General features: G+C 35.2%; 32 protein-coding genes. 23 read left to right on the forward strand and 9 right to left on the reverse strand.

The genetic code is table 11. From position 1 onward, the window contains the following. Positions 1–5 precede the first annotated feature (5 nt). Positions 6–962 (forward strand): NAD(P)H-dependent flavin oxidoreductase, encoded by a 957-nt coding sequence (locus tag LG329_RS19105; RefSeq protein WP_404456780.1) that lies wholly within the window; start codon positions 6–8, stop codon positions 960–962. Between the two features lie 14 nt (positions 963–976). Then, complete coding sequence (locus LG329_RS19110; RefSeq protein ID WP_404452460.1) at positions 977–1,222, forward strand: UPF0223 family protein; 246 nt, start codon at positions 977–979, stop codon at positions 1,220–1,222. Positions 1,223–1,272: 50 nt separating this feature from the next. On the opposite strand, the gene LG329_RS19115 is transcribed toward LG329_RS19110, so the two are convergent. Then, positions 1,273–1,902 carry a YktB family protein gene (locus LG329_RS19115; RefSeq protein WP_404452461.1) on the reverse strand — a complete coding sequence of 210 codons (630 nt, stop codon included), beginning with the start codon at positions 1,900–1,902 and terminating at the stop codon, positions 1,273–1,275. Between the two features lie 255 nt (positions 1,903–2,157). On the opposite strand from LG329_RS19115, the gene LG329_RS19120 reads away from it, so the two are divergent. Next, a complete protein-coding gene (locus tag LG329_RS19120) occupies positions 2,158–2,349 on the forward strand; it encodes a hypothetical protein (protein ID WP_404452462.1) in 192 nt (63 codons plus the stop codon). Between the two features lie 104 nt (positions 2,350–2,453). Then, positions 2,454–3,263: an inositol monophosphatase family protein gene (locus tag LG329_RS19125; protein WP_404452463.1), complete on the forward strand. Its 810-nt coding sequence runs from the start codon at positions 2,454–2,456 to the stop codon at positions 3,261–3,263. A 14-nt stretch (positions 3,264–3,277) separates the two neighbouring features. On the opposite strand, the gene LG329_RS19130 is transcribed toward LG329_RS19125, so the two are convergent. Beyond that, complete coding sequence (locus LG329_RS19130; protein WP_404452464.1) at positions 3,278–3,448, reverse strand: DUF5325 family protein; 171 nt, start codon at positions 3,446–3,448, stop codon at positions 3,278–3,280. Positions 3,449–3,628: 180 nt separating this feature from the next. Between LG329_RS19130 and LG329_RS19135 the strand changes: the two genes are divergently transcribed. After that, entirely contained in the window at positions 3,629–3,940 is a 312-nt protein-coding gene (locus tag LG329_RS19135) for a YlaH-like family protein (RefSeq protein WP_404452465.1), read from the forward strand. Positions 3,941–3,998: 58 nt separating this feature from the next. Here LG329_RS19135 and LG329_RS19140 read toward each other — a convergent pair whose 3' ends face one another. Continuing rightward, positions 3,999–4,202 (reverse strand): YlaI family protein, encoded by a 204-nt coding sequence (locus LG329_RS19140; RefSeq protein WP_404452466.1) that lies wholly within the window; start codon positions 4,200–4,202, stop codon positions 3,999–4,001. A 221-nt stretch (positions 4,203–4,423) separates the two neighbouring features. Between LG329_RS19140 and LG329_RS19145 the strand changes: the two genes are divergently transcribed. Then, positions 4,424–4,717: a hypothetical protein gene (locus tag LG329_RS19145; RefSeq protein ID WP_404452467.1), complete on the forward strand. Its 294-nt coding sequence runs from the start codon at positions 4,424–4,426 to the stop codon at positions 4,715–4,717. 41 nt (positions 4,718–4,758) lie between these two features. Here LG329_RS19145 and LG329_RS19150 read toward each other — a convergent pair whose 3' ends face one another. Continuing rightward, positions 4,759–5,364 (reverse strand): YhcN/YlaJ family sporulation lipoprotein, encoded by a 606-nt coding sequence (locus LG329_RS19150; protein WP_404452468.1) that lies wholly within the window; start codon positions 5,362–5,364, stop codon positions 4,759–4,761. Positions 5,365–5,509: 145 nt separating this feature from the next. After that, positions 5,510–6,001: a hypothetical protein gene (locus LG329_RS19155; protein ID WP_404452469.1), complete on the reverse strand. Its 492-nt coding sequence runs from the start codon at positions 5,999–6,001 to the stop codon at positions 5,510–5,512. Positions 6,002–6,201: 200 nt separating this feature from the next. Between LG329_RS19155 and LG329_RS19160 the strand changes: the two genes are divergently transcribed. The 3 genes from LG329_RS19160 (at position 6,202) to pyc (ending at position 11,343) form a co-directional block, all read left to right on the forward strand. Continuing rightward, positions 6,202–6,483 (forward strand): YlaN family protein, encoded by a 282-nt coding sequence (locus LG329_RS19160; RefSeq protein WP_404456783.1) that lies wholly within the window; start codon positions 6,202–6,204, stop codon positions 6,481–6,483. Between the two features lie 247 nt (positions 6,484–6,730). Continuing rightward, positions 6,731–7,912 (forward strand): putative lipid II flippase FtsW, encoded by a 1,182-nt coding sequence (gene ftsW, locus LG329_RS19165; protein ID WP_404452470.1) that lies wholly within the window; start codon positions 6,731–6,733, stop codon positions 7,910–7,912. Next, entirely contained in the window at positions 7,900–11,343 is a 3,444-nt protein-coding gene (gene pyc / locus LG329_RS19170) for a pyruvate carboxylase (RefSeq protein ID WP_404452471.1), read from the forward strand. Before ftsW ends, pyc begins: the two co-directional genes overlap by 13 nt. Positions 11,344–11,454: 111 nt before the next feature. Here the strand turns inward: pyc and LG329_RS19175 are convergent, their stop codons facing one another. Further along, on the reverse strand, positions 11,455–12,372 hold the full coding sequence (locus tag LG329_RS19175) for a heme A synthase (protein ID WP_404452472.1): 918 nt from the start codon (positions 12,370–12,372) through the stop codon (positions 11,455–11,457). Between the two features lie 499 nt (positions 12,373–12,871). Here LG329_RS19175 and cyoE point away from each other — a divergent pair, with 499 nt between their 5' ends. The 7 genes from cyoE (at position 12,872) to LG329_RS19210 (ending at position 19,415) form a co-directional block, all read left to right on the forward strand. Further along, positions 12,872–13,813 carry a heme o synthase gene (cyoE, locus tag LG329_RS19180; protein ID WP_404452473.1) on the forward strand — a complete coding sequence of 314 codons (942 nt, stop codon included), beginning with the start codon at positions 12,872–12,874 and terminating at the stop codon, positions 13,811–13,813. A 75-nt stretch (positions 13,814–13,888) separates the two neighbouring features. Then, the gene (coxB, locus tag LG329_RS19185) at positions 13,889–14,941 is read left to right on the forward strand and encodes a cytochrome c oxidase subunit II (protein WP_404452474.1); all 1,053 of its coding nucleotides are present in this window, start codon (positions 13,889–13,891) and stop codon (positions 14,939–14,941) included. Positions 14,942–14,989: 48 nt separating this feature from the next. Next, the gene (gene ctaD / locus LG329_RS19190) at positions 14,990–16,843 is read left to right on the forward strand and encodes a cytochrome c oxidase subunit I (protein ID WP_404452475.1); all 1,854 of its coding nucleotides are present in this window, start codon (positions 14,990–14,992) and stop codon (positions 16,841–16,843) included. 1 nt (position 16,844) lies between these two features. Next, a complete protein-coding gene (locus LG329_RS19195) occupies positions 16,845–17,468 on the forward strand; it encodes a cytochrome (ubi)quinol oxidase subunit III (RefSeq protein WP_404452476.1) in 624 nt (207 codons plus the stop codon). Between the two features lie 3 nt (positions 17,469–17,471). After that, complete coding sequence (ctaF, locus tag LG329_RS19200; protein ID WP_404452477.1) at positions 17,472–17,795, forward strand: cytochrome c oxidase subunit IVB; 324 nt, start codon at positions 17,472–17,474, stop codon at positions 17,793–17,795. A 158-nt stretch (positions 17,796–17,953) separates the two neighbouring features. Then, on the forward strand, positions 17,954–18,856 hold the full coding sequence (gene ctaG / locus LG329_RS19205; RefSeq protein ID WP_404452478.1) for a cytochrome c oxidase assembly factor CtaG: 903 nt from the start codon (positions 17,954–17,956) through the stop codon (positions 18,854–18,856). Positions 18,857–18,959: 103 nt separating this feature from the next. Continuing rightward, on the forward strand, positions 18,960–19,415 hold the full coding sequence (locus LG329_RS19210) for a DUF420 domain-containing protein (RefSeq protein WP_404452479.1): 456 nt from the start codon (positions 18,960–18,962) through the stop codon (positions 19,413–19,415). 46 nt (positions 19,416–19,461) lie between these two features. Here the strand turns inward: LG329_RS19210 and ytvI are convergent, their stop codons facing one another. Together ytvI and LG329_RS19220 are read right to left on the reverse strand one after the other, a co-directional pair. After that, complete coding sequence (ytvI, locus tag LG329_RS19215; RefSeq protein ID WP_404452480.1) at positions 19,462–20,520, reverse strand: sporulation integral membrane protein YtvI; 1,059 nt, start codon at positions 20,518–20,520, stop codon at positions 19,462–19,464. A 143-nt stretch (positions 20,521–20,663) separates the two neighbouring features. Further along, on the reverse strand, positions 20,664–21,029 hold the full coding sequence (locus LG329_RS19220; RefSeq protein ID WP_404452481.1) for a YugN family protein: 366 nt from the start codon (positions 21,027–21,029) through the stop codon (positions 20,664–20,666). A 236-nt stretch (positions 21,030–21,265) separates the two neighbouring features. Between LG329_RS19220 and LG329_RS19225 the strand changes: the two genes are divergently transcribed. From LG329_RS19225 to coaD, 7 genes are all read left to right on the forward strand, one after another. After that, positions 21,266–22,342: a CAP domain-containing protein gene (locus tag LG329_RS19225; RefSeq protein WP_404452482.1), complete on the forward strand. Its 1,077-nt coding sequence runs from the start codon at positions 21,266–21,268 to the stop codon at positions 22,340–22,342. Between the two features lie 289 nt (positions 22,343–22,631). After that, positions 22,632–23,006: a spore coat protein YlbD gene (ylbD, locus tag LG329_RS19230; RefSeq protein ID WP_404452483.1), complete on the forward strand. Its 375-nt coding sequence runs from the start codon at positions 22,632–22,634 to the stop codon at positions 23,004–23,006. Positions 23,007–23,023: 17 nt separating this feature from the next. After that, positions 23,024–23,248 carry a YlbE-like family protein gene (locus LG329_RS19235; RefSeq protein ID WP_404452484.1) on the forward strand — a complete coding sequence of 75 codons (225 nt, stop codon included), beginning with the start codon at positions 23,024–23,026 and terminating at the stop codon, positions 23,246–23,248. Positions 23,249–23,307: 59 nt separating this feature from the next. Beyond that, on the forward strand, positions 23,308–23,751 hold the full coding sequence (locus LG329_RS19240) for a YlbF family regulator (RefSeq protein WP_404452485.1): 444 nt from the start codon (positions 23,308–23,310) through the stop codon (positions 23,749–23,751). A 65-nt stretch (positions 23,752–23,816) separates the two neighbouring features. After that, positions 23,817–24,092 (forward strand): YlbG family protein, encoded by a 276-nt coding sequence (locus LG329_RS19245; RefSeq protein WP_404452486.1) that lies wholly within the window; start codon positions 23,817–23,819, stop codon positions 24,090–24,092. Positions 24,093–24,538: 446 nt separating this feature from the next. Further along, positions 24,539–25,093, forward strand: coding sequence for a 16S rRNA (guanine(966)-N(2))-methyltransferase RsmD (gene rsmD / locus LG329_RS19250; protein ID WP_404456786.1), 555 nt, complete (start codon positions 24,539–24,541; stop codon positions 25,091–25,093). Positions 25,094–25,107: 14 nt separating this feature from the next. Further along, positions 25,108–25,587 (forward strand): pantetheine-phosphate adenylyltransferase, encoded by a 480-nt coding sequence (coaD, locus tag LG329_RS19255; protein WP_404452487.1) that lies wholly within the window; start codon positions 25,108–25,110, stop codon positions 25,585–25,587. 60 nt (positions 25,588–25,647) lie between these two features. Here the strand turns inward: coaD and ylbJ are convergent, their stop codons facing one another. Continuing rightward, positions 25,648–26,859: a sporulation integral membrane protein YlbJ gene (gene ylbJ, locus LG329_RS19260; protein ID WP_404452488.1), complete on the reverse strand. Its 1,212-nt coding sequence runs from the start codon at positions 26,857–26,859 to the stop codon at positions 25,648–25,650. Between the last annotated feature and the right edge of the window lie 105 nt (positions 26,860–26,964).

The following is a 26,964-nucleotide window of genomic DNA, read 5'->3' on the forward strand; positions in this document are numbered from 1 at the left end:
AAATGATGAAATGGAAAACTAGGATAACAGATTTATTGGAAATTGATTACCCAATAATACAGGGTGGACTTGCGTATTTAGCTTATGCAGATCTAGCAGCTGCCGTTTCGAATGCAGGAGGGCTTGGGCAAATCACTGCAATGAGTTTACCTGATGAAACAAGACTGCGAGAAGAAATACATAAAGTGAAGTCATTAACAGATAAGCCGTTTGGAGTGAACTTCGCTATCGGGCAACATGGACGTCCATTTGAACATATGGTGCAAGTAGCCATCGATGAACAAGTACCTGTAATTTCTGTAACCGGTGGAAATCCAAAAGGTGTTCTAGATATGGTTAAAGACCATCCGATTAAAAAACTTGTACTAGTAGCAGCCAGAAGACAAGCAGAGAAGGCCGAAGAATTAGGAGCTGATGCCGTCATGGTTGTAGGTCAAGAAGGGGGAGGACACCTTGGCCGTGGTGATATCGGTACCTTTATTCTTACTCCACAGGTAGTAGATAATGTTTCAATCCCGGTTATAGCATCTGGTGGAATAGGGGATGGTAAAAGCATGATGGCAGCATTAACACTCGGTGCTGAAGGTATAGAAATGGGTACAAGGTTTATTGCAACAAAAGAGTGTGTTGACGCACATCCTTCATACAAACAAGCATTACTCGAAGCAGATGAAAATTCTACCGTAGTTATTAAGCGTACACTTGGTACACCTGCTCGTGCTTTAAAAAATTCATGGACAGAACAAATACTTGATCTGGAATCAAAACTTGTTAATTTTGAAACATTAAAACCATTTATAGGTGGGGAAGCAAATAAAAACTATATTTATGACGGAGAAGATACAAAGGGCTTTGGATGGTCAGGTCAAATAGCTGCAAGAATCCACGATATTCCAACAGTATCTGACTTAATTACGAGAATGATTACAGATGCAGAATTAGTTCGGCAAAAATGGATGTAAGAGGTGAGGATATAATGGACTATCATTATCCATTAAATGAACTATGGTCAAAACAAGAGATTATCGATGTTGTTAACTTTTTTACAGTTATAGAAAAATATTACGAGCAATCTGCTGAGGATCACGAAATCATGAAGGCATATAAACGTTTTAAGGAAATTGTTCCATCAAAAAGTGAAGAGAAAACCTATTTTAAAGAGTTTGAAATAGCTTCGGGATTTAAGGTTTATCCTGTGATAAAGAAAGCAAAGGATGAATAAATAACCGGGTAATTTGCCCGGTTATTCTTATAGTTAAAGACCTAACAAAACTATTTTATTACTTCGCGCATCGATAGCTTATAGATTGGTGTTAAAGTTTCGAACGTACTTTTTACTTCTTTTAAAAACGCTTTGCTATCTTTGAGTAATGGGTCATCTGATGCGAAATGTCTTCCAATTAGAAACTCAGCTTTTTTGACATTTTGGAAGCGTTCCAGTGATTTTTTTAAATCTAAATCTTTTATATTAGTAGCTTCTTTTTTTGTATGATCAAGTGAAACCACATAATTATTTGGAATGGTTTTGTCAATTTCATCAATGTGGTCTAAAAATGTTTCAGCTATTTCTGTTTTAGACGGAAGCTCATAAATAAATGCCAACCAAATAAATAAATGATCATCAAACAAGCCTATTTGAAAATGTGGGTGTTGTTTATATCCACGCTTATTATGACAAAAAGCCATCCACGTATCATTGGGTGGATTTACTGTCCTTCTTGCATGTTGTGCAATGTGGACGTGCATATCATTCCCTGTTGTAGTTGATAAATCATCTATTAACGCGTCGCCAATTGCCTGGAATTTGGGTTGAATGCGTTGTCTAATTGCATCCATTCGTTCATCCAGACCATTAATTTTAAAAGTTTGAAAGTCTTTTTTAATAAAACCTTTAAATACCATGAATAATCCCCTTTTTTTACATTTGTAAGTTATTTATCGAAGTTTGACGGGTAGTGAAACCTCCGCTGAATGAAGTTTCACTTTATAATAGTTATTATTAAGGAAAAAACATATGCAGTCAAGAAAGATACCTAGTATATAAAGGTTTAAGATAACAGTTATTTGGGAATATATTTACAATAATAATAAAAATTATTAACCAATGTTTGTCGAACATCATATATATAACAAAAGCATCTGAAAGGATGGATAAATATGAAATATGTTATGGAAGCGTTGAGACGAAAAGAAGCACAGGAAAAGATACCTGTATTACGAATGGAAATTGACTATGAACTTGTATCGTTATTTGATGCATTACAAGCTGATGATAAAGTAGAGATAATAAAAGCAAAAGAACGGCTAGAGCAATTAAGAATACAGCTCTATTCTATTGAAGATGAATAATTTATCACCTTAAACTGACCACAACTAAAGTCGCTATACTTGGTGGTTGGTTTTTTAATTTGATAAGATAGAGTGAAGAATAAATCGTGGAGGCAAATAAAGAAATGAATAAATTAAATCGAACTGAACTATATGAGGATGCAAAAGAATGGATTCTTGAAGCGGGTAGTATTATTCGTGGCAAAATAAATGATCCTTTAATAATTAACACAAAGTCTAATCCAAACGATCTTGTAACAACGATGGATAAGGAAACAGAGAAATATTTTGTGAATAAAATTAAAACTAAGTATGAGAACCATCTATTATTAAGCGAAGAGGGTTTTGGTGATCACGTGAAATCCTTAGATGGCACGGTTTGGATTATTGACCCAATTGACGGAACGATGAATTTTGTACAACAAAAAAGAAATTTTGCAATTTCAATCGGGATATATCACGAGGGTGTAGGGGAAATAGGTTTTATTTATGATGTTATGGATAATATCCTATATAGTGCAATTAAAGGGGAAGGTGCCTATAAAAATGGGGTGAAAATACCTCCATTAGCCAAACAAGTCGAATTTAACAAGGCGATGATTGGGTTGAATCATTTCTGGCTTTGTGAAAATCGCCTTGTTGATGAAAAGGTGATGCAGCAGTTAGTTCGAGCTGTAAGAGGAACACGTACATATGGCTCGGCTGCATTAGAATTTGCGTATGTAGCAGAAGGGGTTATAGATGGCTATCTAACGATGAGACTATCACCATGGGACATTGCTGCAGGGATGATCATTGTTCATGAAGTTGGTGGTGTAACAACAAATGTAGTCGGGGAAGATGTAAATATGGTTGAGAATAATTCCATTCTTGTTTGTCATCCTTCTATACAGGAAAAAATCATTAATGACTATATATTAAAAGGAAAAAAGTGACTCCAAATTCGGGGTCACTTTCTTTTTCGTTTTAATGTAAGACCAAAACCCATGATTGCAAATCCTAGTAATAAGAAGAATAATACTAACCAAATGTTTCGCAGTGCAATTCCAATCCCAACGGAAAAAAATGCTAGAATTACCAAAATTGCCAAAAGTAACATTGGGTAATTTATTTTATTCATGATTTCACCCCAAAAATTTAAGTACAACAATTAGTATATAGCATTCAGTATATTTATTCAAAATGTTATTATGGATGAACAGACGTTCTAACTAGCATGCTGGATAAAGATTTAGTATGATAGATAAGGATCATTATGAAATACATATTATTAATACAACATATTTAACGGGGGATACAAATGGATTCGAACAATAGCTTTATTTTTGAATTTGTCTTATCGAATTATGGAACGGATCATATATTTACCATTTTTTATGTACTAAACCTTATATTTGGTTCAATCGCATTTAAATTGGGGTTTGCAAGGCAATTACCGTTGCTGAAAACAATTTTTGTTTATATCATGCTTGCGGTCGGAACGTATGTATTAACGATTTTTAGTATTTTTGGATTACCTATAACAGCGAGTTTAATCATTATATCAATCGTTTTAGGTATATACAGATTACGATTACATCAAGAAAGAAAAAGAAAACAACATACACAGTGATTAAGCAAAGTGCAGCTAGATATTAAAAATACCCACTCAAATTTTGAGTGGGTATTTTTTAAATAAGGTCTTCTTTTTGTTTAGGCTTTTTATATAATCGAAAATTTCCAGATGCATGTCTTTCTTTGGTTTTTACATCAATTCGATTATAGCATGCTTCACATAAATACATATGAATTCGACGATTTCTTAATCGTTTGGCTTGAAGAGAATGGTCTTCAATTGCTTCTATTTGATCACAAATAACACATTTAACTTGCATAATTTCACCTCAAATTAGGCTCTTTAATTAATACTATAACATAGGAAACAAGTGGATTGAAAATGTAACTATTTAACACATACATGTTTTAAGGAATTGTCAGTATTAGAAAAGCTACAGCATTCGCTATTAAAGACGAGGTGAATGCCGGCAAATTTAATGTTTTAGAGAAAAATTACTGGGGAATATATATTTGTACAACTAAACGAAAGGGCGATTCGATGAAAAAGAGATATTTACTTTCTGGTGTAGGCGCTGTAGGTGCGGGCGTTGCAGGGTTTGTATTAAAAGATAAAGATAAACGTGACAAGTTGAAAACAACAGTAAAAAATACAACATCAAAGTTTAAGAATTTGAATAAAGAAACGACATTAGATGATGCTGGAATTCCGGATCAGGTCGAAAATAAAGACCGTGCACAGCTTGAAAATGCTAAAATGGTGTCGGAAGGATCTCAATTTGGTGTAAATTATTATAATGAAGTGAAAGAGGAACAAGATAAGGCTACAACATAAGAAAAGATTCCTGATTATAGCAAAATAATCAGGAATCTTTTTTATTCATTATTTTTATGATTTGATTGTTCTTCTTCAATTTCGTCCATCTTTTTCTCGTCCTTTTTTGGTAGAACTTTTTTATTTTGATCTGGTACTTTCGGTTGATTATCATTTATAGGTAAATCTGGCATGTATCTACCGACGATTGCTGATAACTCATCTACCACACCATGGGTCGGATATCCTTGACTCATTTTATTTCTCATCTGCCGTAAGCGTTCCATAATATCACCATCAGCAACAACGACAGCTGTTTTTCCATATGGATCGTGTTGTAATGCTTCTAATACGGTATACTTTATAGTTCCCACTCTAGAACGGTCTAAATCTTTATCGACATCAATACCAACCACAGCATATGGACCAGCAACTACTGCGGATGCATCATTAACATTGTCGACACCACCGGCAACAGATGCCAGATGATTAGCAATTTCTCTATTGCTTAATGATTGTTTTTTGGCTGGATCTGAATCCTTTACCTGAATAAAACGATTATTACTTTCTTCATCTGGAGCGGATATATCTTCATTATCTGATTGACATCCACTAATAATAAAACAAGTCATTAATAAACATAGTCCTGTACGAAAGCCTAGTTTCATGTGTCGTGCCTCCTTTTCCTTTAAAAAGAAATGTACTATGCTTATATTTTGTTTTAGATTGCTAAATTATACGTAAAAAGTGTTTTGTAACTGGATAGTAAAAAAGGCTATTGCATGATTAAGCAATAGCCTTTCAAAGTACTCTTTAATTAATTTCAATTTTTTTAATCGATTTAATTGGATTGTCTTTATTTGAACCATCCATATGATAAAAGTGGACAGGACCACCTTCTTTTAATGGTTTTCCATCGATTGCAAATAATAAATAGGAGTTATTTAATTCTTTTAATGAAATTGTAACATTTTCACCATCTTCTACAATTAATGTGGCGGTTTTTGCATCATTTTTAGCCTCAGCATGCTCCACAAAATTTGATATTGGCATTACATAAGACCCTTTTAATATTTTCTCCCCTTCAAATTTAGAAATACTTTTATTGATAGGAGGGTTGATATTCTGTTGATATACTTCTCTATCCCAACGCTTTGATGCTTTTTCTATTTCATCGTCTTCGTCTGGTTGATTAGTTATGTGATCAAATGCTTTGTCTAACTCTATTTTACGATCATCAAAAATCCAGACGGTAGGATCTAGTGTAATGGAGTATGTAACGTTTCCTATTATTGGTACTATCATATTTTTTTCCACCTTTCGAACTGCAAAATAACACTAATAGACTTAAACAATTTTTACGATATTCATTTTATCATAAACACACGTAATATGCTTATGTATTGGTTAGATGATCTATTTTTTTAAATATTTTATTTGCAATTTATCGTATTGAACGATAATATAAAATATAAGAAAGTCTTTTAATTGGAGGGATTCATTTGATTCCTGAGGTGACCGTCAATCATCGTGAAAAAGCGCATGCCCTTCTAAAGGCTGACGCTGATAAAATTTTAAAGCTTATCGAAGTACAAATCGATAATTTAACCATGCCACAATGTCCATTATATGAAGAGGTTTTAGATACTCAAATGTTTGGTCTCTCAAGAGAGATTGATTTCGCAGTGCGCTTAGACTTAATCAACGAGGATGAAGGAAAAGCACTTCTTGAAAATCTAGAGAGGCAGCTTAATATATTACATGAAGCAGCACAGAATTCAATTTAACAAAATATTGTTAGGTTGTTCTGTGTATGTACTTACAACTTAGCAAAAACTTTGCCGACATTATTTTTTTGGCAAGGTTTTTTTATTATAAAGAAATTGATTGATCATACATGATACAATTGGATAATATTGAGAAAGCAAATTGGCGAAATAGAAACTAAATATATTACAAAATTCATTTAATTGTGTTAAGCTTATAAAAATTTCTATTTCGTCATTGCTTAATTAAATAGTAGGGAGAAGTAAGATGATACAGAAATTAAAAGAATACGATTTTACTCTTATGATAACGCCAATACTTCTATCGGGTTTTGGAATTGTCATGATCTACAGTGCCAGTATGGTTATAGCCGTTATGGAGGGCTTTGAAAGTACGCATTATTTTTACAAGCAAATAACATGGTTCTTTCTTAGCATGATAGGATTTATTGTTTGCAGCGTCTTTCCTTATAAATATTACCAAAAACTAATGAAAATTATTATGTTAATTGTTTTATTTATGCTAATCGGTGTATTGATTTTTGGGGACACAGTAAATAATGCTAAATCTTGGTTTGATTTTGGACCCGTCAGTATGCAACCTGCTGAATTTGCGAAAATTGGCTTGATCATGTATCTGGCAAGTATTTATTCCAAGAAACAATCATACATAAATGATTTTAAAACGGGCGTATTGCCACCATTAATAATGACAGGAATAGTTTTGGGGTTAATCTTTATGCAGCCTGATATTGGTACTGCAGCAATCATTTTCTTAATCGCCTGTTCCGTTATTTTTAGTTCAGGTATTAAGTTCCGACATTTGTCTATTCTTATTTTACTTGGATTAATCGTAATTGCATTAGCAGCACCTCAAATGGTAACGGATGAACGACTTGCCAGGTTTACAGGTGCATATCAACCATTTGAAACTCCGGAAACAGATGGATATCACTTGATCCAATCATATTTAGCAATTGGTGTGGGAGGACTTACTGGTGAGGGATTAGGTCATAGTATACAAAAACTTGGCTATTTGCTTGAACCACACACTGATTTTATTATGGCGGTCATTGCAGAAGAGCTTGGATTTGTAGGAGTAGTTATCGTATTGGGCATGTTAGCCATAATTGTGTTGCGTGGAATTTTTATTGCAAGGAAATGTGAGGACAGTTTTGGGGCGTTATTAGCTATAGGGATATCATCAATGGTTGGTGTACAAGCATTTATTAATTTAGGTGCAATTATGGGGCTCCTACCTATTACAGGTGTTCCGCTTCCATTTGTTAGTTATGGGGGATCATCGTTACTCGTGATGCTAGCTTCTATGGGGATATTAAATAATATTGCAAAATCGGTGAAGGGAAAAGAACAAGAACCAGTTAACGTAAATCAAAATTCGAATCGAGATCAAACATTCAATAGAGGAGGAAAATCATGGCCGAGTTAAAACCTATTCAAAAAGTATTAGTGGCAAACAGAGGCGAGATTGCAATTCGGGTGTTTCGCGCTTGTACTGAATTAAATATACGGACTGTTGCGATTTATTCTAAAGAGGATTCCGGTTCCTACCACCGTTATAAGGCAGATGAAGCATATTTAGTTGGAGAGAATAAAAAGCCAATTGATGCTTATTTGGATATTGAAGGAATTATTGAAGTTGCAAAGCAAGTTGGAGTCGATGCAATACATCCCGGTTATGGTTTTTTATCAGAGAACATTCAATTTGCGAGACGCTGTGAGGAAGAAGGATTAACTTTTATTGGTCCAACCAGCGAACACTTGAATATGTTTGGGGATAAAGTTAAGGCCAGAACGCAGGCGATTCAAGCAGATTTACCCGTTATTCCCGGGACTGATGGTCCAGTGTCTTCTTTGGAAGAAGTACAAACTTTTGGTGAAAAAGCTGGGTATCCTATTATTATTAAAGCTTCCTTAGGTGGTGGAGGCCGAGGAATGCGTATTGTTCGCAGTGAGGCTGGTCTTTCTGAAGCATATGACAGGGCAAGATCAGAGGCAAAAGCGGCATTTGGTAATGATGAGGTATACGTTGAGAAATTGATTGAAAATCCAAAGCACATTGAAGTACAAGTGATTGGTGACCATAATGGCAACGTTGTTCACTTATATGAACGGGATTGTTCCGTTCAAAGGCGTCATCAAAAAGTAGTTGAGATTGCCCCTAGTGTTTCGTTATCAGAACCTTTGCGGGATGAAATATGTGATGCCGCGGTAAAATTAATGCAAAACGTTCACTACATTAATGCGGGAACCGTTGAATTTTTAGTGACGGAAGAAGATTTTTATTTTATAGAAGTGAACCCACGCGTACAAGTAGAACATACGATCACAGAGCTTATAACTGGTATCGATATTGTTCAGACTCAAATTAAAGTTGCAGAAGGTAAGGATATCCATGATCAATCAATTGGAATTCCTGCTCAAGCAGATATAAAAACAAATGGTTATGCTATTCAATCGAGGGTAACAACAGAAGACCCGTTAAATAACTTCATGCCAGATACTGGAAAAATAATGGCCTATCGAACAGGTGGCGGATTTGGTGTACGCCTTGATGCTGGTAACGGTTTTCAGGGAGCAGAGATTTCACCACATTATGATTCCTTATTAGTGAAAGTTTCTACATGGGCATTAACGTTCAATCAAGCAGCAAATAAAATGGTTCGTAACCTAAAAGAATTTAGAATTCGTGGTATTAAAACGAATATACCGTTTTTGGAAAATGTGATTCGTCATCCTAATTTCTTATCAGGTGAATATAGCACAACATTTATTGATCATACACCGGAATTATTTGTTTTTCCAAAACGAAAAGATCGTGGAACCAAAATGCTTTCTTACATTGGTCATACAACTGTCAATGGATTTGAAGGTCTTAATAAAAAGAAAAAGCCATTATTAATAACTCCACCAATTCCAAAAGTGGATCGATTGCAGGAAATACCACGAGGTACAAAGCAAATCCTTGATGAGAATGGACCAGATGGATTAGCTTCCTGGCTATTTGATCAGAAAGAAGTTTTATTAACGGATACAACGTTCCGGGATGCACATCAATCATTGCTTGCAACACGAGTTCGTACGAAGGATTTATTACAAATTGCCGAACCTACTGCACGTTTATTACCAGAATTATTCTCAGTTGAAATGTGGGGGGGAGCAACGTTTGACGTGGCTTATCGTTTCTTGAAAGAAGACCCTTGGGATCGACTTCTGAAATTACGTGAAAAAATGCCGAATGTGTTGTTTCAAATGCTTCTTAGATCCAGTAATGCAGTTGGATATAAAAACTATCCAGATAATTTAATAAAAGAATTTGTGGAAAAAAGTGCATCAGCAGGAATAGATGTATTCAGAATTTTTGACAGTCTGAACTGGGTTGAAGGTATGAATTTAGCCATACAATCCGTTCGCGAAACAAATAAAATTGCAGAAGCTTCCATGTGTTATACAGGGGATATCTTAGATAAAGGTCGTACGAAATATGATCTTGATTACTATACAAATTTAGCAAAAGAATTGGAACAAGCGGGTGCACATATTCTTGGGATAAAGGATATGGCTGGCTTATTAAAGCCTGAAGCAGCATATCAACTGATTTCCACTTTAAAAGAAACGCTTACTATTCCGATTCATTTGCACACACATGACACGAGTGGAAATGGTAATTATATGTATGCACGTGCAATCGATGCAGGGGTAGATGTTGTCGATGTAGCTAACGGACCGATGGCTGGACTAACATCACAACCAAGTGCACAAACACTTTATCATGGTTTAGAGGGTAACAAAAGGCAGCCTAAAATTAATGTAGGTTCGTACGAAAAGCTATCACATTATTGGGAAGAAGTCCGTGGATACTATCAGGATTTTGAAAGTGGTATGAAATCTCCACATACGGAAATTTATAACCATGAAATGCCGGGTGGCCAATATAGTAACCTAAAGCAACAAGCAAAAGCAGTAGGTCTGGAAGAACGCTGGAATGAAGTTAAAACAATGTTCAACAAAGTTAATCTTATGTTCGGGGATGTCATTAAAGTTACTCCATCCTCTAAGGTTGTTGGGGACATGACTCTATTTATGGTCCAAAACAATTTAACTGAAGATGATATTTATGAGCATGGGGAAACAATTGATTTTCCAGATTCTGTAATTGAATTTGCACAAGGATATATTGGACAGCCATACCAAGGTTTTCCTAAGGAATTACAACGAATCATATTAAAAGGAAAAAAAGCAATAACCGTTCGGCCAGGTGAATTGCTGGAGCCAATTGACTTCAATTCATTAAAGTCAACGTTATTTAAAACACTGGATAGACAAGTAACTAGTTTTGATATGATTTCTCACGCATTGTATCCTAAAGTGTTTATGGACTATCATCGTTTTCAAGAAAGGTACGGGGATATGTCCGTGTTAGATACACCAACATTTTTATATGGAATGCGATTAGGAGAAGAAATCGAGGTAGAAATTGAGCAAGGCAAAACCTTAATTGTAAAATTAGTTTCCATTTCGGAGGCTCACCCTGATGGAACGCGTGTCATTTATTTCGAACTAAACGGACAATCCCGAGAAGTAGTTGTGAAAGATGAAAATGTAAAATCACAACTTGTAACAAAACAACAAGCGGATAAAACAAATTCAAAACACATAGGTGCCACAATGCCAGGGACTGTTGTAAAAGTGATCAGTGAAAAAGGCGATAAGGTTAAAAAAGGTGATTATCTTCTAATAACTGAGGCAATGAAAATGGAAACAACTGTACAAGCTCCATTTGACGGTGTAATCAAAGCCATCCATGTTAATAATGGGGAAGCAATTAAAGTAAATGATTTACTAATAGAATTTGAATAAAACCATAAAAAAAGTAGTAGAAATCATGTTGATTTCTACTACTTTTTTGATTAACTATCCATGTTAGAAGATATAATCCATACGTCGCTAAACGGGCGCTTGCGCTTTTGTTTATGACTTTTCGTATTTTGCGCTTCTGTTTGATAGTAAAATAAAATAGCTTAACATGGCAAAATAACATGAAATAACAAATGCATGCATAAGTGCTATTCCTAGATTTAACATTGTAAAAATAATCAATGCTCCAAAAAACACCTGCAAACAAATAAGACCGAGGGTCACTGTCCAGCCCCATACCATTACTCTGTTGTTGCGATAATTTTTTAGTATTTTTAGAAATAAAATTATCGTCCAAATAAATAATAAGCCTGCAGCTAATCGATGACCCATCTGTATCCATTGATCAAGCCTGAAAGTTGTGATTTGCAATGGAGCTGTATTTGTACAAAATGGCCAATCACCACATACGAGACTAGCTTCTGCATGTCTGACTAGTGCTCCAGTATAAACAACCATTAAAGTGTAGATTGTAATAGCATATATTTCAACGCGATGCTTCTTTTTAATAAGAAGTGACCTTGCATCAAACTTTTTATCGATTTCAAACACAAGTAATGTTAGTAAGAACACCGAAGCGAAAGAGATTAAGGAGATACCAAAGTGTGCAGCTAATACAAATTCGGACTGTCCCCATTTAACGGCAGCTGCGCCGATTAACGCTTGTGTTAGTAAGAAAAAAATGGACATGAAGGATAGAAATTTCACTTCACGAATATGTCCTATTCTTTTCCAGGCTAATATGGAGAGTGCAAGAACAACTATTCCAACACCACCAGTTACCAGACGATGACTTAGTTCGATTACTAGTTCAGGCGTTATTTCTGTAGGTATAAATTTTCCATTACAGAATGGCCAACTTGATCCACATCCTGCACCTGATTCTGTTTTGGTAACAAGTGCACCACCAAGTAATACCAAGAACATGCCTATCGTAGCAAGTACAGATAGCCATTTTAACGATTTTATCATAGAAATGCCTCACTTTTTCTTTATATAGCTTCATGATAATACTACTCTAATATACAAAGCAATTAAAATCGACGCAAAAAGCCATTCTTCCACACAATTGTCATATTATCACGTTTTATAAGCCTTTTTCTTACAATAAAGTAAAAAACGCTTGCATTGTGAACTGTTGTTTGCTAGAAATAGTGTAAGGGATATTTTGTTAAGTAAACCATTATAAAGCCCAATTAATGGGGATACTCAGAGGTATTTCATACTATATTAAGGCACATTGCATTTATTTTACTTTCAAACAAGACTTCACATTATTGTCACATATATCTTGTTTAAAAATGAAATATACTTATATAGTAAATAGATTGTAAAACAAATCCATGATACAATAATTTAGGTAATACATAGGATACTTTTGGAGATAGTAAGTAGTAACGCTATCATTCCATCATATGTTCTATATAATTTTGTGCCTTTATGTTGGGAAGATGAAGGGGGGATATATGGAATGAATAAAGTGGAGACAACTTCTTCACGAATGATAGGAAAAGTTGCTACATCAGAAAACAAAGATATGACATTGTTTGCAGATTTGAAAGCTCTCATTAAAGTAGGAATTGTGAATTCTAACCTTATAACTGCTATTGCTGGATTTTGGTTAGCACTTCATTTTACGAATTCTTCTTTCGTACAAAATTGGGATGTCTTTTTGTTAACAATGGCTGGTACTGCTTTGGTTATAGCTGGTGGTTGTATACTTAATAATTGGTATGATCGCGATATTGATCCAGTTATGTCTCGAACAAAAACGAGACCTACCGTAACGGGCTCTATCGCATTAAATCATGTCTTGATACTTGGTATTTCTACAACTGGAATAGGTTTAATCTTCTTGTTACTGACTACAGTGCAAGCAGCTGTTTTAGGTTTCTTTGGATGGTTTACTTATGTTGTTTTATATACGATGTGGTCAAAACGCAGATATACACTAAATACAGTAGTTGGCAGTTTTTCTGGTGCAATGCCACCGTTAATCGGATGGGCAGCAATTGATCCAAATCTTCATATTGTAGCATTTGTTTTATTTTTAATCATGTTTATATGGCAAACACCACATTTTTTAGCTCTAGCAATGAAAAAGTGTGAGGAATACAAAGCTGCCGGTGTCCCTATGCTTCCGGTTGTGCATGGTTTTGAATTTACAAAACGCCAAATGGTCGTTTATACAGCATGTCTATTGCCACTACCATTTTATTTGACACAACTTGGTACAACATTTGTCGTGATAGCGACGTTGTTAAATGTTGGATGGTTAGCGCTTGGCATTAGCGGTTTATTTACGAAAAAAGACCTCAAATGGGCAAATATGATGTTTATTTATTCGTTGAACTATTTAACAATTTTATTTTTAATGATGGTAGTTGTGACATTTGATTTCCCCTTTAGTTAAGTAATGAATTTCGTAATTGTCCTTAATCACAAAATTATATAAGGAAGAAACAAAGAGAAAGAGAGGTATGATTACATGAAAGGTTGGATGGGAAAATTTAGAGCTTTAACTTTATTCAGCATACTGGCACTTATACTTTCAGGGTGTGGTAAGGAAAACTTAAGTGCACTAATACCAAAAGGATATGGAGCAGAAAAGTCGTTAGATCTAATTATTCTAACTGCAGTTATTATGTTATTTGTCCTAGTAATTGTAATGCTTATATATGTTACAGTTCTAATCCGTTTTCGGAAAAAGAAAGGTGACAAAGACTTTATTCCAAAGCAAGTTGAAGGAAATAAAACACTTGAAATAATTTGGACTGTTATTCCAATTATTTTATTAGTTATCATCGCCGTACCTACTGTTAGTGCTACATTTGATTTAGCAGATGAGTCGGCAGCAAGTGAGAGTCTTAATGTTGAAGTAACTGGTAACCAATACTGGTGGCATTTTAATTACGAAGGTAAAGAAATTCAAACTAGTCAGGATTTATATATCCCTACAGGCGAAAAAGTGTATCTTAACATGAAATCGTCTGATGTTATCCATTCATTCTGGGTACCAGCTATTTCCGGAAAAATGGATGTGAATCCTGCAAATGAAAATACAATGTTTATTGAAGCGTATGAGGAAGGCGTTTACTACGGTAAATGTGCTGAATTATGTGGTCCATCACATGCGTTAATGGATTTTAAAATTATTGCAGTAAGCCCTGAAGAATTTGACAAATGGGTAGAAGACATGCAAAACGTTGACCCTAAAGCAGTAGCAGAAGGCGAAACTGCAAAACAAGGTCAAGAACTATTCCAAAAAAATAACTGTATGGGTTGTCATGCTATTGGTTCTTCACCAGTACAAGTAGGACCTAACTTAACAAATTTCGGGGATCGTACTCGTGTTGCTGGAGTAATGGAACATAATAAAGAAAACCTTATTAGTTGGATTATGGATCCTAACTCTATTAAACCTGGTAACAAAATGGCAGGTAAATATCCGGAGTTGTCTAAAGAAGAAGCAAGTAAAATTGCTGACTATTTATTACAATTAAAGCCATCTAGTATAACAGCTGAAGATGCAGGGAAATAGTAACATCAATTATTAATACTATGTAAGACGTATAGGGAGGTTAAAGTAGTGAGTAATGCAGCTACTCAAAAGAGGGGCTTCGGAGCTGTTCTTTGGGATTATTTAACAACTGTTGACCATAAAAAAATTGCACATTTATATTTGTTCGGCGGTGGTTTTTTCTTCCTAATTGGCGGATTAGAAGCTATGTTAATTCGGATTCAATTAGTCAAACCAAATAGTGAATTTTTGAGTAATGGTTTGTATAACGAAATATTGACTATGCATGGAACAACAATGATATTTCTGGCGGCCATGCCGTTAATCTTTGCACTAATGAACGCAGTAATTCCACTGCAGATTGGTGCACGTGATGTCGCATTTCCATTTATTAATTCATTAGGATTTTGGTTATTTTTATTTGGTGGACTTATTTTAAACTGTAGTTGGTTCTTGGGTGGAGCACCAGATGCTGGTTGGACTTCCTATGCACCATTATCAACACAATCACCAGGTCATGGGGTCGACTTTTATGTAATTGGACTCCAGATTGCAGGTGCCGGGACATTAATTGGTGGTATTAACTTTTTAGTAACCATCGTTAATATGAGGGCCCCTGGTATGACATATATGAGAATGCCATTGTTTACTTGGGCATCATTCATTACAAGTATACTTATATTATTTGCTTTCCCAGCATTAACTGTTGGATTATTTTTACTAATGTTTGACCGTATGTTTGACGCAGCGTTTTTCGATGTGTCACTCGGCGGTAACGCGATCATTTGGGAGCATATCTTCTGGATTTTCGGTCACCCTGAGGTTTACATCTTGATATTACCGTTATTCGGATTATTTAGTGACCTTTTTTCAACATTTTCGAAAAAGAGATTATTTGGTTACACAGCAATGGTTTTTGCGACAATGTTAATCGCATTCCTAGGATTCATGGTTTGGGCTCACCACATGTTTACGGTAGGTCTTGGACCAGTAGCAAACTCGATTTTTGCGATTGCAACAATGGCTATTGCAGTACCTACAGGTATCAAGATATTTAACTGGCTAGCAACGATGTGGGGCGGTCAGATAACGATCAACTCTGCAATGCTTTGGTCACTTGGATTTATTCCTACATTTACATTAGGTGGAATGACAGGTGTAATGGTAGCTTCTGTTGTAGCCGATTATCAATATCACGATTCATATTTCGTGGTTGCTCACTTCCATTATGTAATTGTGGGTGGAACAATCTTTGGTATTTTTGCCGGTCTTCATTACTGGTGGCCAAAAATGTTCGGTAAAATATTGCATGAAGGAATGGGGAAAATTACTTTCTGGACATTCTTAATTGGATTCCATTTAACATTCTTCATTCAGCATTTCCTTGGGTTAATGGGTATGCCACGTAGATATTCAACATATCTGCCAAATCAGGGGCTGGACCTTGGAAACCTAATCAGTACCATTGGAGCATTTTTCATGGCATTTGGTGTAATTGTCTTTGTTATTAATGTCTTTTATACTAATCTTAAAGGTGAAAATGTTTCTGATGACCCTTGGGATGGACGTACACTTGAATGGGCGACGTCATCACCGCCTGCACATTATAATTTTAAACAGGTACCACTTGTTCGTGGACTAGATCCATTATGGATTGAAAAAACAGAAGGTAAAGGTAAAATGACACCTTCAGAACCTCTTGGTGATATTCATATGCCGAATGCATCTATTCTTCCGTTTATGATGTCACTTGGATTATTTATTGCTGGTTTTGGTTTCATTTACCAAACCGATAATAAAGGTTGGTTAGCAGTCGTGTTTATCGGTATGGCTATCACGTTTGGCTGTATGTTAATCCGATCATTAAAAGACGATTTAGGGCATCATATACCTAAAGAAGAATTAGAAAGGGAGGCTGACTGAGATGAGTCATGATCATTCCTTAAATCCAGAAACAATGCCAAACGAACCGGAAAAAGCCACCCTTGAAGGTAAAAATAAATTTATTGGTTTTTGGTTCTTTCTAGGTGGAGAAACTGTTTTATTTGCAAGTTTGTTTGGTACTTATCTTGCTTTACGTAACGCAACAGCTGGTGGACCATCAGCAAATGAACTATTTGGATTAGAGCTTGTTTTCATTATGACGATTCTATTGTTAACTAGTTCTTTGACAAGTGTATACGCAATGTACCACATGAAGAATAATGATTTTGGCAAAATGAGTTTATGGTTGGTAATTACAATCATTCTTGGTTTTTCGTTTTTAGGTTGTGAAATTTATGAGTTTAATCATTACGTACATGAGTATGGATTTACTTTCACTTCTTCAGCATTTGGTTCTGCCTTCTTTACATTGGTTGGCTTCCATGGAGGACACGTACTTTTCGGTCTATGCTGGATGATTGCATTGCTTCTACGAAATGCAAAACGTGGATTAAATCTATACAATGCACCAAAGTTTTACGTTGTAAGTCTTTACTGGCACTTTATTGATGTTGTGTGGGTATTCATCTTTACTGTAGTATATCTAATGGGAAAGGTGGTTTAATAAATGACTGAAAACACCAGTTCCAAAAAAATAGATACATTTCAAAAAAGAAAAAATAAAGAAGAAATGAAAACTCAACTGATTACATTTGCGTTGATGATTGTATTTACGCTTGTTGCATTTGGAATTGTGGCAGGGGATATAATGCCAAAAATGTTTGTTATTCCTATTATCCTATTGCTAGCTATTGTTCAGGTTGCTTTTCAGCTTTATTATTTCATGCACATGAAGAACGCTGGTCATGAAATGCCTTCCACTATGATGTATGGTGGAATATGGGCTGCAATACTAACGGTTGCTGGTTTAGCAGCACTAACTTGGTGGTAAGAGGTTGATAAAAGGCTGGGGGATATCCCAGCCTTTTATTTTTGTATATAAACAGACGTAGAAGCTATTGTTCATAATTTGTCACATTCAAATTATGTGAATGTTGGTCTTTTGCGTTATACTATAAGGTATAAGCCGTTATAATGGAGTGAAAAATTATGTGGTTAGAATTACAGATATTTGGGTTCCGGGCACTCTGGAGTCCTTATTATATGCTTTTTGTTTTAGGGTTAGCTTTAACCTATTTTTTACTTACAGGACGTTATCGCCATAAATTCGGTGGGGATGCGAAGCCTACAGGTAAACAACAATTCTTTTTTTACTTAGCAATGGTTTTACTTTACTTAGTAAAAGGATCGCCAATTGATTTATTAACACATATTATGCTGACAGCACATATGATTCAAATGGCTATCTATTATTTAATATTTCCTATATTAATCATTAAGGGTATTCCTAATTGGTTATGGAGAAAGTTTTTAGCGTTTCCAATCATAAAACCAGCAGTGACTCTTGTAACGAAACCATTAATTTCGTTATTATTGTTTAATACATTATTTTCTCTCTATCATATTCCTGAGGTATTTGATTTTGCGAAATCATCTCCGATTATACATGCAATGGTATCAACGGCTATATTAATAGCTGCATTCATTGTTTGGTGGCCAATGGTAACACCACTAAAGGAATATGACACTATTTCACCTTTATTAAAAATCGCGTATATTTTCGCGAATGGGGTGTTAATTACACCAGCTTGTGTATTAATCATATTTGCAGATGTACCACTATTTGCAACTTATAGTGAGAGTGGAGCATGGATTCAAGCATTAAGTTTATGTGTACCGGCAGATGTATTAAGCGGATTATCAGGTGCACTTACAGGACCGGAAATGTTTTCACCAATGAGTACGTTGGAAGATCAGCAACTAGGCGGAATAATTATGAAGTTAATGCAGGAAATAACATACGGTTTCATTTTGGCTAGAGTATTCTTTTCCTGGTTTAACCGTGAAAGTTTAAAAATTGATCCAATGCCTGAACCATCGTCTACAAATTAAGCTATATAGAAATACGAGATAGAGAAGACTCCTTCACACGCTAGGTGTGAGGGAAGTTGTTTCTCTGATTTTAGTATGAAAATGGAGAGAGGATTTTTAAACAATGCCATTATTACCTACAATTAGTACCTTCTTTATTGTTCTAAGTGCGATTCTTGTGGCATTTGGCTGGCGTTTCATCATTAAAGGTAAGCCGAAGAAACACAAGAAGACGATGATAGCAGCTGCAATAAGTGCATTAATTTTTTTCATTATTTATGTTTCAAGAACTGCATTTATTGGAAATACGAGTTTCGGTGGACCTGAAGATATAGAAATTTATTATACAATATTTCTGATTTTCCATATTATCTTAGCCACTACAGGTGCCATTTTCGGTGTTGTCACTTTAACATTGGCTTTAAAAAGAAAAATACGTGTTCACCGTAAAATTGGACCAGTTACAAGTATAATATGGTTTTTTAGTGCGATTACAGGCGTAATGGTGTACTTGCTTCTTTATATTATATTTGAAGGCGGGGAAACAACTAGTATGTTAAAGGCTATACTAGGTGGATAATAAAAAGCGAAATGGAAGTATATGAACTTATACTCCCATTTCGCTTTTATATTTTTAAATTCCATTTTATTATTCCAGCTTCTTTTGCTGAATTAAACGTAATAACTACCAGCGGTCCTACAATAAAGCCGATTAAACCAAGAATCTGTATCCCTAAAAACATTGCAATCAATGTAGCAAGTGGGGATAAGTCTATATGTTTTCCCATTACCTTTGGTTCAACTGTTCTTCTAATGGCTAGTAAAATGATAGCCAGTATAGCGAGTTTTACTCCGGTTGAAATGTCGCCAGAGAGAAAAGCAAATAGGGACCATGGAGCTAAGATAACGATTGATCCGATTAAAGGAATAAAATCAATAATCCAAATGATTAAAGACATGATCAGTGCTACCTCTGGTGCGATAATAAATAGGCCAATTAATGAAGCCAAAAAGATAATTATACTAACAAGGAACTGGGCTTTTAAAAATCCTAATGTGACGCTTGATAAGCGTTTATTCATAAAGGAAACTTTCTCAGCGGTTTCCTCCGTCATTAAATTATAAAAGTTTGCTTTTAATATTGGTAATTCTAACATAAATAAAAATAAGGCTATTAAGTATACAAGAAAACTGATTAGGTATTGAGGTACCTTTGCAAAAATTTTCGCTATGTTATCAATTGTGATTTTCTCTTTTGCTGTATCACTAAGAGAAGTTAAATTTTCCTCCAGGCTACCTGATATTTGAGAAACGAATTCGGGTGGTAAGTTCTTCGAGTAATTTTGGAAATCATCTTCCCAATCCGCATACATGTCATTTAACTGATTAAAATGTTCAGGTACATCCTCTACAAAGTTAACAACTTGTGTGACTGCTTTTGTAACAATAAATGTTCCAGCAATTCCAATCGCTACCATAAATAGTATAAAAATAATGATAACGGCCGATTTTCGTGTAAGATTTAATCGTGTTTGAGTTAGTCGTATAATTGGATTAAGCACTAATGCTGTGATGAACGCAACGATTAAAGGTATAGATATAGGCAGGATAAAATAAAATGCCAATATCAAAAGCAATCCGATAAAAATAAGTTTCCACTGGCGTTTTGTTATAGATCGAAACAATGTATTTAACTATCTCCTTTCAAGTGACAAACATTTTAAGCTTATAGTAAAAATATACCATGTAGATAGAAAATTGAACACAAAATTTAAAAAGCATGCGTATAAAAACAACTGCTCAAGGTAATTTTGAGCAGTTGTATGTGTTATTGTTTATAATTTTCAATATCTACTTTAAGTTTTTCCACTATTCCTGTAGCTCTTTCTATCAAGCTTTTCGGAAAGTTTTCGTTTTCTCCATATTCTACACCGTGTGGATAATAATGTTTCCCTAGTAAAGGGGCCATTAATTTTATTACTGCATTACCACGGTCAACATCGCCTTCAACCGCATAACCCAGAATGCGAATATAATATGTAATATTTTTTTCTTTTGAACCAATTTTATAGTCATAAGTAACGCGATCGTAATCCCATTGGCCTGCACGAATAAATGCATGCTCGCCCATAAAATGATCAAGTGGTTTTAAATCTAAAATTGAATCTTCAATACCATTTACTTCTAATTTCATTTTTTACACCTCACATAATTATCCTTGCTATCACTATAATAGTACGAAACGTGAGAAGTTGCAATCGAAAAGAGAATTATATATCTTAAGTAAGTCGCAGTTAAACGTTATTGTCGAAGTTTGTTGCTAGATGATAAACTATGAAATAATAGAATTTCTTGCATGGTTTCTAAGGTGCTTACATATATTTCTGTAATATCATATTCCATTTAAAAAACGAAGAGGGAGAAGCATATATGCGATTAATTCGGACCATAATCATACTCTTGGTACTAGTTTTTGGTGGTTACTATCTATTAGATATGTATAATGTAACACCAAAGGAAGCCGTAAAGGATATTAGTGAGAAACTAAAAAGTAAAACAAGTACACTCCAAACAAAGATAGTGCCAGATAGAGAACAATCTAACATTAATCTGGACGGAAAACTCTTTCAATGGATAGGTGAAAATACAGATGAACTCACCAAAAGTCTAGGTGAGCCAATTCGCAAAGATTTAAGTGCCTATGGTTATGAATGGTGGGTGTACACAGATCAAACCAAAACACATATTCAATTTGGTGTTTTAGATCATAAAATAACGACGGTTTATGCAACGGGTAAAGATTTGTCAACAGAACCTATACATGTAGGACAAACATACCAAGATGTTAATAAACAATTTTCATTTAAGAATGAGGTTACTTTTTATCAAGGTGTCTCCTCCTACACATTTAAATTAGACGACAAGGAAATGGAAATGCGCCCATTAGTAAAGTTAGCAGACAATGTTTTTTTACAATGCTATTTTGATACAGTTACATCTAAGTTATCTGCTATTCGCGTATTAACAGGTGATGTTCTACTAAAACAACGTCCATATGCGATAGAATATCGAGGAAGTTTACCAGAAGAACCTAATTTAACGGATGAAGAGTGGAACAAAGTAGAAAAAGGGATGGAACAACAAATATTTTCAATAACAAATGTTATTCGAAATCAACACGATAAGTCCAAATTAAAGTGGGGCGATTCTGTAAGTGAAGTTGCTTTTCTTCATAGCAAGGATATGGCTGTAAATAAATATTTTTCTCATTATCGACTAAATGGGGATGGCCTTAAAGAACGTTTAGCGGCCAAGGAGGTATATTATCTTGCCGCAGGTGAAAATATAGCAGCCCGATACCCAGACGCACCAGCAGCAATGCAAGGATGGTTAAATAGTAAAGGTCACCGGGAAGCTTTACTGGAAAAGGATTATACACATTTAGGTGTGGGTGTTTATCACTTTTATTACACGCAAAACTTTTTACAAAAACCTATGGGATGGTAAGAAATGCGCAAGCGCCCGTTAAGCGACGTATGGACTGGACTGAACCGCAGGAGATAAAGGAAACACGGTGAGCTAAAGCGAACCGATGTTTGACTTATCGTACGGAGGTGAAGGAAGTCCACTAGGCGCTGGGCGCTGGAGCTAGACAGACTTTCGTTTATACTTTCCTTGATGGTAAGAAAGAACCTGAAGGGATTCAATCCCTTCAGGTTTTCGTATTTTAAGCTCACAATGTACGAAGTTGGGCATAAATTATTAATAGTAGCTATCTAATCTTGAGGTGATTGAAATGAGTGAAAAAGAGTTAGATTCATCTATTTTAGAATTTCGGGATTTTATAAATAATCATCCAAGCCTTATAAAAGAAGTAAGGCGAGGCGCGGAATCCTGGCAGACATATTATGAAAAATGGGTATTGCTTGGAGAATCAGACCCGTATTGGGATAAGTATAAAAAGGGTGGTGGGAAAAGTAAAACAGAATCTAATGTAATGGATAAGCTGCGTAAATGGACGGAAGAAACAGATATAGATCAAATACAAGACCGTGTGAAGCAATGGGATCAAACAATTTCAATTGTTCAGGGCATGCTTAACCAATTCCAGGAAGGTAAACAAGGGAAAGTTTTTAATCGGGGATATAATGATAATAAATATAGGGATTGAGTGTGAGAAAAATGGATATGAATTGCTACCATTATTTAAAGTCAGAGCCTAACTTATTAAGATTTGTGAGGCATAATCCGGTTTGGTACAGATATCTTTCAAGAGATCCGAGCAGGATAATGGAGATTGAAAAAGAGGCGAAAAAGTTTTACGGAAAAACTTGGCCACAACAATTTGAGAAAGCAAGTAATAAACTTTCCATGATGAAAATGCTTGTTCAATTAGCAACTATGGATGATTAATATATTTATACATTTTCATACTAGGAGGAAAATGATAAGATATAATAGGGGTGATATTAATGATAGGAACAATGGAAATTGTTGATATTCTAGATGGTTCTGAAGCTCTTGGTAAAATGATTTTGCAGTCAGAGGTAATGGAGTCATACAATAGTTCCCAAAAAGCACTTGAAGAGGATAAAGAATCCCAAAAGCTTATAAAAGCTTTTGCAGATATAAAGGATCAATATGAGGATGTACAGCGTTTTGGGAGGTATCATCCAGATTATAGTGTCATCATGAAAAAGGTAAGATCCATTAAGCGTGAAATGGATATGGACGATAAAGTTGCTGCTTTTAAAATAGCTGAACGGAATCTCCAAAAGCTACTGGACGAAATAAGTCAAAATGTAGCGATGAGTGTTGGAGATATGATTAAAGCTCCTAAGGACGGGGCTGCGTTATCAGATGGTGGATGTGGTTGTGGTTCAGGCAGCAGTGGATGTGGTTGTAAGGCCTCATAATAATTGTAGCAGCTACAATTATTTGATACACTAATTACAAATGATTAGGTTAGTGAGGATATATTATGAGAACAAAGAGACAAGGGATTATTGTTTGGTTTCAACATATGAAAAACCTTAAGCAGATTAGGAGATATGGTCATCTTCTGTATTCATCCAAAAAGCTTAAGTATGCAGTAATCTATGTAAATCAAGAGGACATAGAAGATACAGAACATAAATTATTAAAATTGTCTTTTGTATCTAAAGTTGATCGGTCATACAAACCATTTATCCGTACAGATTTTGAAAATGCTAAACCTGATAAAGCAAAAGAATACGACTACAAGATGGGCATTTAAATAGAAAAGCGAAGGCGACTGGGTAGAAGCGGACGCATAAGCAAGGAACCGAAGAACGCGGTAGTCCAGCGTTCGTAGTGTTCATTGCTTATGACGGCAGCTTCTAGGAGCCGTAGCTAGACAAGAAAAGCGAAGGCGACTGTTTTATATGCAAGCAGCCAGCTAGACATCTTTCTATTTTTGCACAAAAAAAACCTGCAGATATTTAATCTGCAGGTCTTTTTGTTTTTAAAAAAACAAAAAGTAAAGGGAGAGGAGAAATCAGAAGAAGAACTTATGGGGAATGTAAGTCTTCTTCTATTCGTGAAACAACCAAGCAAAGCGTTTGCTGTTTCATTTTTTTAGTATGTACAGGAAAAAGATTTCTATACAAATGATTAGTAGTTTTTTTATAAAACTTTTTGTGATAGGATTAATGTCGAACTATGTCTAATAGAGGTGGTCAAATGCGCGTAATTGCGGGCACGTTAAAAGGGCGTCAAATAAAGGTTGTTCCAGGTAACCAAACTAGACCTACAACAGATAAAGTAAAAGAGGCGATATTTCAAATCATCGGGCCTTTTTTTGACAATGGATCTTGTCTAGATCTGTTTGCAGGTAGCGGCTCATTAGGGATTGAAGCATTGAGTCGTGGGATGGAAAATGCTATTTTTGTGGATAAGCAATCAAAAGCTATTCATACTATTCATGAGAATATAAAAGACTTGCAATTAGAGAATCGAACTGAGGTTTTTCGGACAGATGCCTTTCGAGCAATTCAAGCAGCTGCAAAAAGAGACTTACAATTTGATTTAATTTTACTTGATCCACCATATAAAAAAGCTGATTATGGGGAACTATTAGATGAAATTGAAAAGTTAAATCTAATCCGGCAAAACGGCTACATTTACTGTGAACATGATAAAAGGGAAGCTCTACCCGAAACACATTCAACCTTTTCATTAGTTAAACAGGCGTCTTACGGTGGAACAATTGGAATTAGCCTTTATCAAAAAATATAGAAAGGAGGGTTCGAATGAGCAGATTAGCAATTTGTCCAGGAAGCTTTGATCCTGTTACATATGGGCATTTAGATATCATTCAAAGAGGGGCACGAATCTTTGATGAAGTAGTTGTAGCGGTATTCAACAATCAGGTTAAGAATCCATTATTTTCTGTTGAAGAACGCGTTTACTTACTGCAGGAATCTACGAAAGATATACCTAATGTAACTGTTGATGCATGTGATGGTTTATTAATTGATTATGCAAAAGAAAAAAATGCTAATGCTATTCTACGAGGCTTGCGAGCTGTTAGTGACTTCGAGTATGAAATGCAAATTACATCCATGAACAGGAAGTTGGATGAAACCATCGAGACGTTCTTTATGATGACAAACAATCAATATTCTTTCCTAAGTTCTAGTATCGTAAAAGAAGTTGCAAAGTATCAAGCCAATGTATCAGACTTGGTCCCAGCGGTTGTAGCACAGGAATTACATAAGAAATATAAATGATAAGAGAAAAGATGTGGTAAGGCAAAAAGGTGTGTAATTACTTTTTGCCTTACCACATCTTTATGAATTCGTGAGTTGTCTGCGTAAGAGAATGAAGAATGCTAAGGTTATTGTAAAGATGGTGAAGATTGGACCAAAAATTTGCAGGTAATCTAGAGTAATTTGCCAAAAAGTCTCCTGTGTGCTACTCGTTACCGGTAGATCATCCATATTAATTGCTTTTTGATTCAAATATAAAGGCTTATATAAAAATATAACAAGGATACTTGCGAATATACCATGAAGAATTCTGGCGAAAAAGTAAGGGAAGAAACGTAAATCTGATTTTGCCAAAATACTTGCGACTTGGGCCTGAATGGAAAATCCATTAAATCCTAAAATAAAACTTACTGCAATTACCTTCGCAATTAAAGGATCCGCGGCAACTTTTGTTATCAAGTCAGAACCAATCGTAATTTCAAATAGTCCAGAAAAGATCGGTAATGCTAACTCTATTGGCAATGAGAAAAGATGAAGTATCAATTGTAAGCCACTCGCTATAATTGGTGATATGCCAATAATATATAATAGTTTTATAAAGACAGAGAAAATGATGATAAATCCTCCAACCATCACCAGCGTCTTGATGGAATTAATGACAGCGTCACCGAAAATTTCTCCAAATGGTCTGGGATCCGAGACTCTGGTCGTATGCATCTCTTTAAATGCCCGAATTATTGATACCTTTTGTTTTTTATTTCTACTTTCTTCCTCATCTTCTTTACTTCCGTAGTAACGCATGCAAATTCCAACCAATGCATTTCCACCGTAGTGAGCTATTGCAAGCAGTATCCCTAATTTTGTGTCATAAAAGAAGCCAACTGCCACTACACCGAAAATAAACAATGGACTGGAAGCATTTGTAAAGGATACCAACCTCTCCCCCTCAAGTCTGGTAAGTTGTTTTTCTTCACGAAGACGAACAGTGATTTTTGCCCCTGTAGGATAACCGCTAGCCATTCCCATTGCCCAGGCAAAGCTGCCAACTCCAGGCACATTAAACAATGGGCGCATTATTGGTTCACACAGTACCCCAATAAATTTTACAACACCAAATGCGATTAATAGTTCAGCAATTATAAAAAAAGGAAGAAGAGAAGGAAATACCTTTTCCAGCCACATATTTAACCCACGTAAACTTGCTTCAAATGCCTCATCCGGATATGTAATTAATGCAAACGTCATAAATATGGTTGTACCTGCAAAAAGTATACTAGCAATGATTTGTTTCAACTTAAAGCCCCCTAGTGAATGAGCTCATCCTGTACATATTTTTTTGATAGTAGTAGAATGATTTTAGCTTGTACATGAATACATTTAAATAGGTGTTAACATCTA

This window comes from Virgibacillus necropolis (genome assembly GCF_044793635.1).
In the GTDB taxonomy this organism is placed as follows: domain Bacteria; phylum Bacillota; class Bacilli; order Bacillales; family Amphibacillaceae; genus Virgibacillus_F; species Virgibacillus_F necropolis_A.